Annotated in this window: 15 protein-coding genes; 1 reads left to right on the top strand and 14 read right to left on the bottom strand. The window is 46.1% G+C overall.

The window, feature by feature from the left end:
- Positions 1-165: 165 nt before the first annotated feature.
- The 13 genes from ACX9NY_RS00335 to ACX9NY_RS00275 all read right to left on the bottom strand — a co-directional run bounded on the left by ACX9NY_RS00335 (position 166) and on the right by ACX9NY_RS00275 (position 14,255).
- On the bottom strand, positions 166-2,454 hold the full coding sequence (locus ACX9NY_RS00335; RefSeq protein WP_445252917.1) for a methyl-accepting chemotaxis protein: 2,289 nt from the start codon (positions 2,452-2,454) through the stop codon (positions 166-168).
- A gap of 234 nt (positions 2,455-2,688) precedes the next feature.
- Positions 2,689-4,017, bottom strand: coding sequence for a peptidase U32 family protein (locus ACX9NY_RS00330; protein ID WP_339306070.1), 1,329 nt, complete (start codon positions 4,015-4,017; stop codon positions 2,689-2,691).
- A gap of 17 nt (positions 4,018-4,034) precedes the next feature.
- Positions 4,035-4,964 carry a peptidase U32 family protein gene (locus ACX9NY_RS00325; protein WP_472476664.1) on the bottom strand — a complete coding sequence of 310 codons (930 nt, stop codon included), beginning with the start codon at positions 4,962-4,964 and terminating at the stop codon, positions 4,035-4,037.
- A 14-nt stretch (positions 4,965-4,978) separates the two neighbouring features.
- The gene (gene mltG, locus ACX9NY_RS00320) at positions 4,979-6,019 is read right to left on the bottom strand and encodes an endolytic transglycosylase MltG (RefSeq protein WP_472476663.1); all 1,041 of its coding nucleotides are present in this window, start codon (positions 6,017-6,019) and stop codon (positions 4,979-4,981) included.
- Positions 6,020-6,094: 75 nt separating this feature from the next.
- Positions 6,095-6,409 carry a DUF1292 domain-containing protein gene (locus tag ACX9NY_RS00315; RefSeq protein WP_339236954.1) on the bottom strand — a complete coding sequence of 105 codons (315 nt, stop codon included), beginning with the start codon at positions 6,407-6,409 and terminating at the stop codon, positions 6,095-6,097.
- Positions 6,410-6,712: a DUF1292 domain-containing protein gene (locus ACX9NY_RS00310; RefSeq protein ID WP_278298550.1), complete on the bottom strand. Its 303-nt coding sequence runs from the start codon at positions 6,710-6,712 to the stop codon at positions 6,410-6,412.
- Positions 6,713-6,724: 12 nt separating this feature from the next.
- Positions 6,725-7,141, bottom strand: coding sequence for a Holliday junction resolvase RuvX (gene ruvX / locus ACX9NY_RS00305; protein WP_036616953.1), 417 nt, complete (start codon positions 7,139-7,141; stop codon positions 6,725-6,727).
- Positions 7,142-7,266: 125 nt separating this feature from the next.
- The gene (locus ACX9NY_RS00300; RefSeq protein WP_036616950.1) at positions 7,267-7,527 is read right to left on the bottom strand and encodes an IreB family regulatory phosphoprotein; all 261 of its coding nucleotides are present in this window, start codon (positions 7,525-7,527) and stop codon (positions 7,267-7,269) included.
- Between the two features lie 241 nt (positions 7,528-7,768).
- Positions 7,769-10,399, bottom strand: coding sequence for an alanine--tRNA ligase (alaS, locus tag ACX9NY_RS00295; RefSeq protein ID WP_342570871.1), 2,631 nt, complete (start codon positions 10,397-10,399; stop codon positions 7,769-7,771).
- Positions 10,400-10,835: 436 nt separating this feature from the next.
- Positions 10,836-11,903: an AI-2E family transporter gene (locus ACX9NY_RS00290; RefSeq protein ID WP_253440170.1), complete on the bottom strand. Its 1,068-nt coding sequence runs from the start codon at positions 11,901-11,903 to the stop codon at positions 10,836-10,838.
- Positions 11,904-12,197: 294 nt separating this feature from the next.
- On the bottom strand, positions 12,198-12,407 hold the full coding sequence (locus ACX9NY_RS00285) for a hypothetical protein (protein ID WP_017686815.1): 210 nt from the start codon (positions 12,405-12,407) through the stop codon (positions 12,198-12,200).
- 10 nt (positions 12,408-12,417) lie between these two features.
- Positions 12,418-12,939, bottom strand: a complete 522-nt coding sequence (locus ACX9NY_RS00280; RefSeq protein ID WP_339236963.1) for a PRC-barrel domain-containing protein — start codon at positions 12,937-12,939, stop codon at positions 12,418-12,420.
- A gap of 164 nt (positions 12,940-13,103) precedes the next feature.
- A complete protein-coding gene (locus tag ACX9NY_RS00275) occupies positions 13,104-14,255 on the bottom strand; it encodes a cysteine desulfurase family protein (RefSeq protein WP_339236966.1) in 1,152 nt (383 codons plus the stop codon).
- Positions 14,256-14,384: 129 nt separating this feature from the next.
- On the opposite strand from ACX9NY_RS00275, the gene ACX9NY_RS00270 reads away from it, so the two are divergent.
- Positions 14,385-14,780 (top strand): hypothetical protein, encoded by a 396-nt coding sequence (locus ACX9NY_RS00270; RefSeq protein WP_472476662.1) that lies wholly within the window; start codon positions 14,385-14,387, stop codon positions 14,778-14,780.
- A 240-nt stretch (positions 14,781-15,020) separates the two neighbouring features.
- Here the strand turns inward: ACX9NY_RS00270 and cymR are convergent, their stop codons facing one another.
- The gene (gene cymR / locus ACX9NY_RS00265) at positions 15,021-15,440 is read right to left on the bottom strand and encodes a cysteine metabolism transcriptional regulator CymR (RefSeq protein ID WP_062835876.1); all 420 of its coding nucleotides are present in this window, start codon (positions 15,438-15,440) and stop codon (positions 15,021-15,023) included.
- Positions 15,441-15,545: the final 105 nt, after the last annotated feature.

The raw sequence follows: 15,545 nt of genomic DNA, 5'->3' as shown, positions 1-15,545 counted from the left end.
TTCGCAAGGAGATGCATCCCAGTCTCACCCTTTGTCGTTTTGACATATTATTGCTAATACAGCTTGGAATTATCCGGTAAACAGCAAGAAGGCCTGTCCCATGTACGGGACAGGCTCCTTAGCAATATTAATCCGCATATTTCACGGATATGCTTTATTTTTTTGTTACACCGTAAAGCGTGACAACGTTTCTTTCAGTTCCGTGGACACATTCTCCAGCTTACCAGACAGATTTACCAGCTGATTACTGATATTTTGCTGTTCACTACTCAAGGAAGCTACTTCTTGGGACGTTGCAGAAGATTCTTCAGCTACAGCGCTAACATTGCTCATGGCTTCAGACAACGTAGCTTGAGATTGGTTTAATTCTCCAATGGAACCTGTCACCATGCCCAGACGCTCCACAAATGCCCCCATCTGTTCCTGCACAGAAGCAAAGATGACGTTGGTATCTTTAACCGCATCCATCTGTTCCTTAAATAACGGATAGGCTTCAGACAAAGCATCCACGGTCTCGTTCATTTCGGTCATGATTTTGTCTGTGATCTCTCCAACCATTTCAATGGATTGTCTGGATTGAGCCGCGAGCTGTCGGACCTCATCAGCCACCACCATGAATCCGCGTCCGGCTGCACCGGCACGTGCTGCTTCAATGGTTGCATTCAGGGAAAGAATATTCGTCTGTTTTGTGATATTTTGCAGCACTTCAAGCACTTTAAGAACAGAGGATGTACTCTCTTTCAGCGAATCTACCTTATTCACCAGTGCACCAATCATTTCTTCTGTCTTCTGAGTTTTGGTCATCAACTGATTCAGATGTTGTGTTCCTGTCTGACTGGACTTCTCTACATGACGAGCAGAATCACCCATCTGTTCATTAGTAGCGATTACACTCTGCATCTGACGAGAGATATTGTCCGTTAATTCATTGCCACGTTCCGCTTCGGTTGCCAAACTGCCTGCACCGCCTGCGATCTCTTCTGTGGCTACGGCAATCTCCGAAGCGGATACAGCCGTTTTCTTGGATGCACTGCTCAGCTCAGACGCCGTATCCAATACTTCCTGCGCAGAACGATTCGTTTGTTCAACCAGCTTCGTAATCTGCTCCATCATCAGATTAAAGGCGGTAGAGAGCTGACCGATTTCATCTTGGGAGCTGTACGGTGTTCGAACTTTAAGATTACCTTTAGCACCTTCCTGCATCAAGTCTTTCAGTTTGCCGAGTGGACGAGCAAACATACGCACCATCCAGACCCCGATCAATACTGCAATCCCCGCATCAACCAGCGCCATCCACAAGGTCAGGGTCAGAATGCCTTTTGCATCCTGAACCAACACAGAGGTAGGTATCATACCAACCAGTTTCCAATTGGATGTATCCATCGTGCTGTATACAGCCAGCATTTCCGTAGATTTTCCATCTACAAGATACTTCGTATTCGTGCTACCTGCTGGTTCGGTCAACTCTTTGACAAATGCAAGATCTGTATCTTGTCCCGTACCATCCGAGATGGAGGATGCGACCACTTTATTATCCGGAGCAATCAGTTGAAGAACAGCTCCTGGCCCCAGATCAAGCGATTTCAATTGTTCCTCCAAAACTTCCAGCTTCAGCTCAATAACCAGAACATACGACTGAGTAGTCCCCTGCAAGTTTTTCATGGAACGTGCAATTTTGAACGTTGGCGTTGAGCCATCTTCCTTGACCTCGGTTGGAAGCCAGCGATAACCGCCCGACTCAATCAACTCAGTGTACCATGCTTCCTGACGAATACCGCCCATGGATGAACTGTTGTTGCCCGTACCCATAACGGACTTTGTTTCGTCTGTAGGCACCAAATAAATCGCTTCCATAGATTTATTTGTAAATGCAACATTGGACAGTTGCTTGTTGATTGAACTTGAATTCACAAATGTATCATACGCAGTCAGATTCTTATCTGACATCTTTTGCAGCAAGGACTGCATTTCCGGATCAAAGAAAATCTGTGTGGATGTATCCACAAATCTCTCCAAAATAATGTCCATTTTTTGTTTGGTCTGATCAATGGTCTCCTGATTGGCACGCGAAGCATTTTTCTCTATCGTACCCTTGGCTTTTGAATAGGATAATAGACCCAAACTCACTACAAAAATCATGATCCCCGCAAAAAAGATCAAGAACAGTTTAACCCCTACGGATTTTACCGGATTTGCCTTCCTAATTTGTTTAAAAGAAGCTCCCCCAAGGTTTTTCCAATCCCGGTTTTTGAATTGTTTCTTTACCCAATCGGTCTTGATCCAGCCCAGCTTCAGTTTACTACGATCAAGCTTAAGTAATTTTTTCCCATTCCCTGTAATTTTACTTTTACCTACTTTTTCTTTCTTCACTTTCTGAACCTGCTCAGGATTAACCTGCTCATCTTTTGTCACTTGCTCTCCACTGTCTTTCTGCTTCTTTTGAACCAATCCCATTCACCTGCCAGTTATTTACTTGTTAGATTTTTGTGTCTCTCCCCTATAATTATGTAGTATTCGACAGCTTTCTTCGTTCACCTTTCATTTCCCAGAAATTTTTTACAACTTTATTCCTATTTTTCTATAAAAAAAAGACCCCCATATGCCGATAACGGAGGTCCTTCCTGTTGATTTCATAACACTATTTTGTTAAATCATAATACTATTTTGGCACATTGTAGGTATTTGAACCTACTTCTTTTTTCTCATCATGTCAAAATACGAAACCGGCTGATCCACTTTCATTTTAACCAGCTGTAAAGGGTGACGAGCAGCATCTAGAACATTGCCTTCTTCATCCTGTATTTCGCCAACCACCTGTTTGAAAAAGTGACCTCCCGGACCAAAAAATTCGATTTCCTGTCCTGGTTTGAAGTGATTGCGTTGTTGAATGGTTGCCATTCCTGTTTCGGCATCATACCCCATAACCAATCCAGCGAAGTCAAAAGGTACAGCTTTTTCTTCCGGTTCATAGATATGATCTTCATGGTCTGGTGTATCATAGAAAAACCCGGTATTCAGCGGGCGATTCGCCGCTTTGTTCATTTCTTCAACCCATTCAGGTTTCAGAACATAATTCTCCGGATCTGCCATATAGGCATCAATGGCTTGACGATATACGTTAACCACGGTTGCCACGTAGTGAATCGATTTCATACGTCCTTCGATCTTGAAACTGTCCACACCCACATCAATCAACTCGGGAATATGGCCAATCATGCACAGATCCTTTGATCCCATGGAGAATGAATTATCCTGTTCCTGGAACAGGGGAAGCTGGTTCTCACCCAGTTTGAATGGTGCAGGTGTCTTCATCTGCATGTCCTCTTCGCTAACCCACACTGCATCTTCTCTCGCATCCTCAAACAAATCATACTTCCAGCGGCAAGATTGGCAACAGCCGCCCCGGTTGGAGTCGCGATCCGTAAAATGGTTGGAGAGCACGCAACGTCCGGAATACGAGGAACACATTGCCCCGTGAATAAAGGCTTCAATTTCAATATCCACATTTGCCTTGATCTCTTCAATCTCTTCGAAACTGGTCTCACGTCCGAGAACAACCCGTGGAAGTCCTTCATCTTTCCAGAACTTCACAGCCTGCCAGTTGAGTGTGGATTGTTGCGTACTCAGATGTACCTCAAGACCTGGCACAGCACGCAGGGCTACTTCAATAATAGCCGGATCAGCTACGATGATCGCAGAGATTCCAGCATTATAGAGATTTTGCAGGTATGTTTCAATACCCTCAATATCCTCATTATGTGCATAGATGTTCGTCGCTACGAACACTTTGGCTCCATACTTTTTGGCAAACTCCACACCTTCACGCATCTCTTCAAAGCTGAAGTTGTCCGCGTTGGAACGCAGTCCATAGGCCTGTCCACCGATATATACGGCATCTGCACCGTAATGGATTGCAAATTTCAGTTTTTCCAGATTACCCGCCGGAGCTAGCAGCTCCGGTTTGTCCAGACGGTTACGTTTACCCGAGAACTTCCGCTGTACCGCCACTGTTTCCATTCTGTTCACCTCGTCTATTAATACACTTGTTCTTTATAGAAAAATCCAAACGACAATTCACGTTCAGGATCCTGTAACTCCCGTACCTCATCGAGCCACTCTTCGGAGAACGCATATGCGTCAGCATCGGCAACATAACTGTCAATCGCTGTCCGATATGCACGTACAACAGCTTCATTGTAGGCTAGTGATTTTAGGATACCTTCAATTTTGAAACTGTGTACACCCGCCTCCATCAACAGATGAAGATCTTCGAGGATACATATATCCTCCGAACTCATAATATGTGTGCCGTTAATGTCTTCATAGATCGGGAATTTCTCATCCCGGCGTTCAGCCTCGATCAGGAACAATCCACGTTCTTTACCCAAGTGTCCCTCGACTGGCCGTCCTTGATGAGCCATATAACTTTGCACCAGGCTACGCTTGGAGTGATATATATTCGTCATGCCATGTACCTGAACCTGAGCTTCCACCTTGAGAAAAGGAACCATCTCCGTCAACTCGTCCATATTCAACTCACGGGCAAGCACAACGCGACTCGCTCCTTTGGTTCCCCAATAGTTGGCTGTCGCATAGTTCGTTGAAGTCATCTCCGCATTCCAGTGCAGCTTCACCTGTGGAGCATACTCCTTAATTGCAGCCAATACGGATGGATCATTAAATTCCACACCGTCAATACCGATTCTGCCAAGTGCTTGAACATATTCAGGCAATTCTTTCAACAGCTCGTTGGACATCAGATTCGTCATGGATACATACACCCGCGCCTGATGTTTGGCTGCAATGGCAACCACCTCTGCTGTCTCCTCCACGCTGAAGCTGCCTGGAAGACGCATACCGAATCGATCATCTCCAATGACCAGAGCATCTGCTCCAGCCTGGAGCAGCACTTCTGCCTCTTTCACATTCGCTGCTGTAACGAGCAGTTCATGTTTCTTACTCATATAATCCCCTCCGCTTATTGCGCAGCCTTACTTTTGGCTATATTTTGCTGGTGTTCCTTATACGTTTTGGCAAATAGATGTCCAGACGAGCCGTCCTTTTTGGTCACATAGAACAGATACTCCGATGCTTCCGGATTTAGTGCTGCTTCAATGGACGGAAGACTTGGACTGGCAATTGGACCAGGCGGCAGGCCTTTATTCAGATACGTATTATAAGGACTTTTCACCTTCAGATCCTTGTAATACAATCGCTCCTTTGGCCTGTCGAGCAGATATTGCACGGTAGCATCAATTTCCAGCTTCATATCCTGATTGATCCGATTGTAGATTACCCCTGCAACCAGTGCACGTTCCTCATCCACTACAACTTCTTTCTCCACCAGTGACGCAATGGTCAGCAGCTCGTGCAGGGAAAGATTCTTCTCTTGGAGCTTAGCTTCCAAATCCGAGATAGAATTGATCTTGGTCTGGAATTCTTCCAGCATACGTTGCATCACATCATGCGTGGAACTTCCCTTTTTCAGCTCGTAGGTCTCCGGGAAGAGATACCCTTCCATTACGTAGCGAAGTTCTTCATCCACTGGAATATCTTTGAGAATATCTACATCGAAGGCTGAAGGATCATTGGCCAGCTTGATGAATTCATCCCGATCGAGAACATGCTCATAAGAAAGCTTGCCCGCCATTTGCAGAACATTATAACCCTCTGGAATCGTGAATTTCACCATTTCCTCCGGTACCACTTCGCCACTACTCAGCTTGCTAACAATCTCATCATATGTCACGCCAGGATTCATAGAATATGTACCCGCCATGAAATTAGATCCTAGTTTTTTCCACTTTAAATACCCTTTAAAGGTTAACCCGCTTCGAATGAGGCCTTCTTCTTGAAGCTGATCCGCGATTTTTGAAGTTCCCGATCCGCTCTTAATCTCGAATACGACCGGTTCTGTAGAAGCTTCCACAGGACGCATCATACTCCATACGTAACCGCCTGCGCCTCCGGCAAGAACTACAATGATAAGCAGTATGACTACTATTGCTTTCCCTTTCAAAAAAGAAACAACTCCTTTACACAACCAAAAAGAGCGGACTTCTCCGCCCTCCCGGTTTCTTCAATTTGAAGCTGATTAATCTTCGTCAATGGGGAGTGTACATTCATCATACAGTTCTGAGATGTTCTCCCACTCATCATCATCGTCGATCGTAACTAACTCTGGCATGATCTGGTTCTCACTTCCAGGTGATACCCGCAGAAGTTCAACCTCGTCATAAGGTCGCAACGAACTGCGGAGCACCGCATATTGCTGACCGTTCACTTCGAACTCAGCCAACAAGTCATACGGTTGTGATTTACCGTTCTCTTCCTCGAGCTCAACATGAGCACCGAATGCCAGACGCAGTGAATCTGTCCATTTCAGGTCTTTGCGGCTATATTCCGTCATTTAGTTCGCTTCCTCTTCATCATCTTCAGCAAGAAATGTATTAAACGTCTCCTCGACGATATCCCACTCGGCATCATCTTGGATAACGAAAAGTTTGATATCGTCGCCCTCTTCTTCATAACGGAATGCATATACATCCGTTTCGCCATCTTCAGGTTCAACCGGAGCAACCATCATATACTTGGCCTCCGAACCGTCTACTTCAAACTTCATGATGACTTCGAATTCCTCTTCATTACCCTCGTCATCCGCAATGTAAATGATTTCCGCTTCTTCTTCCATACCCAGTTGATCTTCAGCCATTGTTGATCCCCCTCACCTTCTACTATTGGCATCCAAATAATTTTGCAAAATCAAGCTTGCGGCCATTTTGTCCACAACTTGCTTGCGTTTTTTCCGACTGACATCCGCTTCGATCAGCGTACGTTCTGCTGCCATGGTTGTCAGCCGTTCATCCCAAAGGTGAACAGGTAAATTCAGTTCATCCCGCAGGCGATCGGCAAAAGCAATGCATATCTCACCGCGCGGTCCTACGGTGCCGTTCATGTTTTTGGGAAGTCCCACTACGATTTCACTAATCTCATGCTCACGCACAAGTTCGGCAATTCGAGCGAACTCGCCTTCATCACGGCGGCGTTCAAGTACTTCCAATCCCTGGGCAGTCCAACCGAAGGCGTCACTCGCGGCAACTCCGATTCTTCGGTCCCCATAGTCCAAACCTAATATTTTCATCCATGCTCTCCCATCCTGGGGCCTGCTCAGGTCGATTCAACATCGCCTTCTCAAGCTTCAGGCTGTATTCTGTCGGTTCATTTCCCGCTGCTTGCATGGCTGCAACACAGCGGAAGCGGCGTACATTACCGGTGATTGGCCAGATAGGAACGTACAAGCTCTTCAATAAGCTCATCGCGCTCCTTTTTACGGACCAGACTACGTGCGTTGTTGTGACGAGGAATGTATGCCGGGTCTCCGGAAATCAGATACCCAACAATCTGGTTGATCGGATTATACTCCTTATCGACCAGTGCATCATATACCGTGAGAAGAATCTCTTTGGATGATGCTTCCTGTTCGTCACCTTTCACATTAAATTTAACCGTCTTATCCATGGAGTCCATTGATGACACCTCGCTCCTGCATGAACATGGGGACCATGTCCTGCCGAATTGATTTCTGTTTATATAATAACATATTCTGACTGCCACAAGTAAACAAAGGATAAGGCAATTGTGTTTTTTGCTTGTCCTTTACTGGCTTCAGCATACTGCATCATTGGATTTCAGTCGTTCTCAGGTACAAAATACAAATGAACAGAACCATTTCGATTTATATTTTGACGATGATAAGCTGCTCAATGGATTATGCAGTATGCCCACTAACCAATGAAACCGCCAGTTTCAGCGCTTCATCCAGCTTGGTAGCATCCTTGCCTCCGGCTTGTGCCATATCTGGACGTCCACCGCCACCGCCGCCGCATACTGCTGCGACTTCTTTGACGATTTTACCTGCGTGCAATCCTTGTTTTACTTGTTCAGCAGGTACCGCTACAACAAAATTCACTTTGCCATCCGCCGGAGCACCCAATACGAGTACTGCATTAGGCAATTTTACTTTCAGCTCATCTGCCACTGTACGCAGTGCATCCATGTTCGGAGCATCTACGCGTGCTGCCAGTAATTGAGTATTTCCTGCTTGTACCACTTGATCGGTCAGTTGACCAGCTTCCATGGCACTCAGCTTACTTTGCAGGGATTCCGTCTCTCTTGCAGCTTCTTTCAGTTGCAGGTTCAGACCTTCAATCCGTTTGGGTACATCAGCCACATTTGCTTTGAGCAGTGCTGCTGATTGCTTGAGCAGTTCCAACTGGCTTTCCACATACAGATATGCGCCACGGCCAGTTACAGCTTCGATCCGACGAACGCCGGAGCCGATTCCGCTCTCGCTTACCAATTTGAAGATTCCAATCTCTGAAGTATTATTTACGTGACAGCCGCCACAAAGTTCCAAACTGTAGTCTCCGACTTGAACAACACGTACAATATCTCCATATTTTTCGCCAAACAGGGCCATCGCACCCATCTCTTTGGCTTCGTCAATAGCTTTCAGTTCGATGTTCACATTCAGACGATTCCAGATCTGTTCGTTCACCTGACGCTCAATCTCAGTCAACTCTTCCGGCGTAATGCTGCCGAAATGAGAGAAGTCAAACCGCAGACGCTGTGGCTCTACGAGCGATCCTGCCTGGTTTACGTGTGTGCCGAGCACATCTTTGAGTGCCTTGTGCAGCAAATGGGTCGCCGTATGGTTTTTGATAATGTCGCCACGTTTGGCTGCATCCACTTCAGCGTTAATCACATCACCTACACGCAGTTCACCGGACTCCACCGTTACCAGATGTACGTGTTGTCCTAGTGGAGCTTTGAACAAGCCTTGTACTTTCGCTGTTACACCAGCACCGCGCAACAAGCCCTGATCACTCACTTGACCGCCACTTTCCGCGTAGAACGGAGTCTTGTCCAGAACAACCTGACACGTTTGTCCTTCGCCTACGGTTTCAACAAGGGCGTCACCAGCGACGATGGCTACCACTTTTGCTTCCGTCAACAGGTCAGTATAACCAACAAACTCGCTTTTAACCTCCAGCTCAGCAAGTGGTCCACCTTGAACTTTCATGCTCTCACTCTCTTGACGCCCAGCACGTCCAAGCTCACGTTGCTTCTGCATGGAAGCATCAAAACCTTCACGGTCCACAGTCAGACCATGCTCTGCAGCATAATCTTCTGTCAGGTCAAACGGGAAACCGTACGTATCATACAGTTTGAAAGCTTCAGGTCCGCTAATAACCGTGCGTCCTTCGGATTTGGCAGTACCGCTAATATCAGCCAGAATCGCCAGACCATCTGTTAGTGTTTCGTGGAAGCGCTCTTCTTCCGTTTTAATCACTTTGGCGATAAACTCTTGTTTGTCTACGACCTCAGGGTAGTACATGCCCATCACTTCACCAACCGTTGTAGTCAGTTCATACAGGAATGGACGGTCGAGTCCAAGCACTTTTCCATAACGAACCGCACGACGGAGCAGGCGGCGGATGACATATCCACGCCCTTCATTACTTGGCAGCACGCCATCACCTACTGCAAAGGCAACGGTACGGATATGATCGGCAATGACTTTCAGTGCAACATCGATTTCGACACTGTCGTTATATTTCACACCCGCAAGAGCGGCTGTTCTTTGAATCATCGGTTGGAACAGGTCTGTGTCAAAGTTGGAATCCACATTTTGCAGAATGGAAGCAAAACGCTCCAAACCTGCACCTGTATCAATGTTTTTGTTAGGAAGCGGTGTGTAGCTGCCGTCCTTGTTATGGTTGAACTGGGAGAATACCAGGTTCCATACTTCCAGATAACGTTCGTTTTCCCCACCTGGATACATTTCAGGATCACTCATGTCGTTTCCGTAAGCTTCGCCGCGGTCATAGAAGATCTCGGTACAAGGACCACATGGACCTTCGCCGATATCCCAGAAGTTTTCATCCAATTTAATGATACGCTCAGCAGGCAGTCCCACTTTTTCGTTCCACAGTTTGAATGCTTCCTCATCTTCCGGATATACCGTTACGGACAGGCGCTCCGGATCGAAACCGATCCACTCTTTGCTGGTCAGGAACTCCCACGCCCATGTTACGGTCTCTTCCTTGAAGTAATCTCCAATAGAGAAGTTACCGAGCATCTCGAAGAACGTATGGTGACGACGCGTTTTGCCGACATTCTCGATATCATTGGTACGGATACACTTCTGGGAGTTCGCAAGACGCGGGTTCTCCGGCTTCTCACGTCCGTCAAAATAAGGCTTGAGCGGTGCCATACCTGCATTGATCCACAGAAGGGAAGGATCGTTGTGAGGCACGAGCGATGCGCTCGGCTCGATTTTGTGACCTTTACTTGCAAAAAATTCTATCCATTTGGACCGGATTTCACTGGCTTTCATACTGGATGCCCCCATTAAATTATAATAGTCCGTTGCGTATTCGCTCCGGTTGGTCAACATTGTTTTCTGTAAAAATAAACACAAAAAACGCCCCTGAATAATCAGGGACGATGTTATCGCGGTACCACCCTGGTTATTGCTGTTTATCCCTTGCTGCGTAGATAAACAAACAATCTCCTCGTTCATGCGAAATAACGGTCGCTCCCGGCAGGGTTGTCCTGCACTCCGAAATTAGCTTTCTGCCGCTTCATCTTTCAAGACTCTTCCAGCCATCAGTTCAGGTTCACCCTGATCCGAAGAAGTCTATTCTCTGAGGAAAGGAACCCTCGGCGTACTTTATTTCATCATCGATTTCATGTTCTAAACATACACACTCATTATATCGGTAGCACAAGCGGGTGTCAACGCAGGCTAGCTGTTGTTGTAACCCTATTTATCAGTCGATCCTACGTTTGATGTAATAGGCGAAAAAGTGTTGCACAATCACCTTTAGTACGGCAAAAACGGGTACTGCCAGAATTAAACCTACAATGCCTGCCAGTTCGCCTCCGACGAGCAGTGCAAATATAATGGACAGTGGGTGCAAATGCAACGTACGTCCCACAACCTGAGGAGAGATAACGTTACTCTCCAGCACTTGGCACAGGGTGTTCACAATGACCACAAGCAGCACCATTTTAAAAGATACGGTTGATGCCATGACCACAGCAGGAGCAGCACCAAGGAACGGCCCCAAGTAAGGCACAATATTAAACACAGCTACAATGCTTGCAAGCAGCAGGGCATATGGCATATCAATGACGATATAACCAATGTAGGCAAAGATGCCAACAATAACACAGACAATAAACTGGCCCCGAATGTAGTTCCCCAGTGCAGTATCAATTTCTTTCATCACCGAGACAATCGCTTTACGGCGTGAACGTGGGAGATATGCCACTATAGTGCGCTCAAACACCTCAAAGTCTTTTAACATATAAAATATCAGAAATGGCACGATGAATACATTGAATAACACATTAATGGTCGCCCCGATATTGTCCATAAGCACGGTAATGCCCTGAGTTAGTCGATCCTCCATCTGAAAGAACCAACTGTTCATGCCTGTTCGCACACTTGGCGGCATTAATTTGTGATCCATATTGTTCATCAGGCTCTGGGCACGCATGGACAGCTCCGGCATATGCTCGTTGAGTTCCTCCAGCTGTTCAATCAATACCGGAATCACATTCATCAGAATGACACCGATGCAGGTCAGGAAAAAGGCATATATGAGCAGTACCGCAATCGTACGCGGCACCTTGCGCCCTCCCAGCATGCTGACAATCGGATTAAGTACATAGGATATGATAAGAGCTACGATAAAGGGTGCCAGCACTGTTTTCAGGAATGCATATATATGAAGCAGTAAAGGCCGCAGCAACCAAATAAAATATAGAATAATTAATCCGAGCAGCAGCCAGATCGCATAACGGAACAGCTTGTTTTTGGTTAATTGCTCCACTTGTATCTCTCCTTTTGGACTGGCTCTGAGAGTCAGTATATGTAGGAAAGGTAAAATTTATTAACACAGCACAGAAGTGGAAGGAGCAATTCGAACATTTTTTCTTAAACCCCAAAAAACGCCTCCTTCATCAGAGAAGGAAGCGCATTTTGCAGTAAAGGGTAGCATATAATCATACATGTGCAACCCGAACCATTATGTAACCACATCTATATACATGTGCCAACATATAACGACAGCATCCCATGACATACATTGTCATGAAACCGCATATAGAGGAAGTTATCCTGCTTATTAAGAAGAAGCGTGAAGATGAGGGAAGTCTTGTGGCAGCTCGTCCCCGAAAAACAGATCATCCAGGGAGCTCAGCGTACCGTCTTCTTCCACTTGATATACAGACATTTTCTCACCGTTCACCGTTAATTCGATAAAGCATCCCCAGCAATAAAACTGGTGGGAACCAATTTTCCCGATATCTTTGGAACTACAGTTTGGACATTTCATATTCATTCACCTATCCATTAACAGAATGAATGGCATTTTCCAAGCGCTGTTCACTCAGAGAAGGTACCATAATGGCACTTTCCCCGATAGACATATCGCTTGTACATGGCAGCCATTTGCGGCCCTCGATCAGATCGGACACAAAACCGTCCGTAATTTCAATCCCTATTATTGTATTTCCCAACTCTTGGTCAAAATAAACATCGGAGACACGCCCAAGCAGCAAACCTTCTTCGGTGAGCACGGACATCTCCTTCAATTTAGACCGACCGAGGAGGTACGTGTATTTTATGTCGTCGGCTCCCGTCTTGCGGACAGCCTGTTGATTACGGATCATGACGGCATCTTCGCCGTAGGCAACGATATCTTGCCACTGCACGATTTTGACATGATTGGTAAACAGGCCTTTGTTCTCAAGTTCAATGCCTTCAATCTGCCAATCATCATTCACAATGAAATCCTGGATTTTACCGACCTGCTTCCCGTCCTCCACATCAAAAACGGCAAGTCCGATCATTTCCTGAAGCTTCATCGCTGGGTCCCCCTCATCTTCTTATCATTAAATAGGCGCGGCGCTATTGCTAGGTATGCCCAAAGTTGATGAGTGGCAATCAGACGCCAATCATCAAAACCGCTTCTATCCAACCGATGAAATGGAACTTCTTCCCTCCTTCTGTTCCATGTGTAAAGTTCCCCTTAGGGTCTATTACGCAGTCGTCCAAGAATGGTTCCAATTTTTTCGGCGGTTATCATGATTTCTTCCGTAGTATTACCCAATCCCCAGCTAAAACGAATCGCAGAATGTAAAAATGTTTCAGGCAGTTTCATCGCTTTGAGCACATGAGAGACTTCAAGTGAACCGGAAGTGCAGGCAGAACCGCTTGCAACAGCAATCCCTTCCATATCCAAATTCATTAACATCGTCTCTGTGGACACTTCCGGAAAGCTGATATTCAGGATGTTCGGCAGCGTATGCTCCGCGTGTCCATTCACATGAAAGTGCTCCGTCCCCACATGGATTTCAAGCTGTTCCAACAAAAGTTTGCGCAATTCCAAATCATGCTGACGATGCGTCTCCTTTTGAGCTGATGAAATCTTGAGAGCCTCTGCAAATCCGGTAATACCTGCGATATTTTCCGTACCAGCGCGCCGCTGACGTTCTTGCAACCCACCGTGGGCTCTTGCTTCCAACACGATTCCTCGCCGTACATAGAGTACACCGACACCCTGAGGCCCATTGATTTTATGCGCTGAGAAGCTAATCAGGTCCACAGGAAGTTCCTTACAGGAAATATCCTGGCTCCCCAGAGCCTGGACTGCATCAGTATGGAACAGAATATTGTGTTTACGTGCAAGCTCACCGACCTCACGGATCGGCTGAATGGTGCCCACTTCATTGTTGGCAAACATCATGGTAATCAGAACCGTATCCGGCCGGATGGCCTCTTGCAATTCATCCAGATTTATTCGACCGTGACGATCCACAGATAGATAGGTTACTTCATAACCTTGCCGCTCCAATTCCTGACACGTATGCAAAACAGCATGGTGCTCAATTGCGGTCGTAATGACATGTTTCCCCTGATCTTGCCTTGCTGAGACTGCTCCGAAAATGGCCAGATTGTCGCTCTCGGTACCACCTCCGGTAAATACCAATTCGTCCGGGAAACAGTCCAAAGACGCCGCAATGACATCCCTTGCTCCGCTGACAGTCCGTTTGGCTTCACGCCCAAAGGCATGGATACTTGATGCATTGCCAAATTGTCCTGTCATGACGTTCATCATCGCTTCTGCGACTTGTGGATGCATAGGTGTCGATGCGGCGTGATCCAAATAAATTCGTTTCATTTATTTCCACCCCGTTATATGTTAAATTTCTATCTCATGGCGTACTGTCAAATTGGAAATTGAAATGGATGCTCTATTGTCGCATCTTCGTGTATAATGTTCTATATCCATTTCAAAAAGGAGAGAGACATGAGTGATCCCATTCTCGGGCAGATTCTGAATCAACTTCAACAAATGGACAAACGATTCGACAGCATCGACGTACGTCTTGAAAAGATGGAAGACAGACTAATTACCATGAAAAGTAGATTAGACACCATGGATGGTAGATTGGATACCATGGATAGCAGATTGGACACTATGGATGGCAGATTGGACACCATAGATGAACAAACCAAGAACATCCCACTTCTTCAACAAGCTGTTCTGGAAACATTGACCGTTACGAAACGGCTTGACGCTTCCCACTCCGCCTCTGAACGCAAAGTAACTACCGAATTGAATACCCATCAGCACAGCATTGATATTTTGAATCGCCGTCAGTTACGCATGGAAGCTGATATAGAAACTTTAAAAAGTCGCTGATTCACAAGATATCCGGTTAAGCTCAACTTCACCAACTTGTAAATCCGCGGCTGAATACATAGTCCTTACTTCCCTGAAGTGATCTGTAGAAATTGAAGAACAAAGTACCCATTGGTGCGTGTTCAAAGAGTCTTCTGTTCAATACCGAGAAAATCAGACTTTTTGAAATATCTCTATTGGCATGTCTAAAGCCCCCTAGTTGGGGGCTTTAGTGTGTCTTCTGCGATGCGAATGATGACCCTAAATATAAAACATGTAGCTATCTTTTTTCTCTTGATCCTGGAATGTAATTAGGTCTTTCAGTGTTGTGGAATCCAACACTTCCGCAATACCGTCACGGATACGCAACCATAGATCACGCTTCGCCGGATCATCTTCCTCTGTGAAGTCTACTGGAGAGATTGGCCCTTCCAGTACACGGATGACATCGCCTGCAGTTACGGTTGCAGGATCACCTGCAAGGATATAACCGCCGTATGCACCTCTAATGCTCTTCACCAGTCCTGCATTACGTAGTGGAGCAATCAGTTGCTCCAGGTAATGTTCCGAGAGCTGGTTGCGCTCGGCAATACTCTTAAGTGATGTAGGGCCTTCGCCTGTTCTGGCAGCAAGCTCCATCATGATTGTGAGGCCGTAACGGCCTTTTGTCGATATTTTCAAAGGAGTCACCTCTTTCAATTTTCAGTAACGATTGGAAACTTTATATTGTATCCTGTAGTCCATGACCGTTTGTTTCACGATCTGTCCACAGCAGAGATTCATAGA

Source organism: Paenibacillus sp. CB74, from assembly GCF_055687625.1.
Note: the sequence above shows the minus strand (reverse complement) of the source record. Positions and strands in the feature narration are given on the sequence as shown.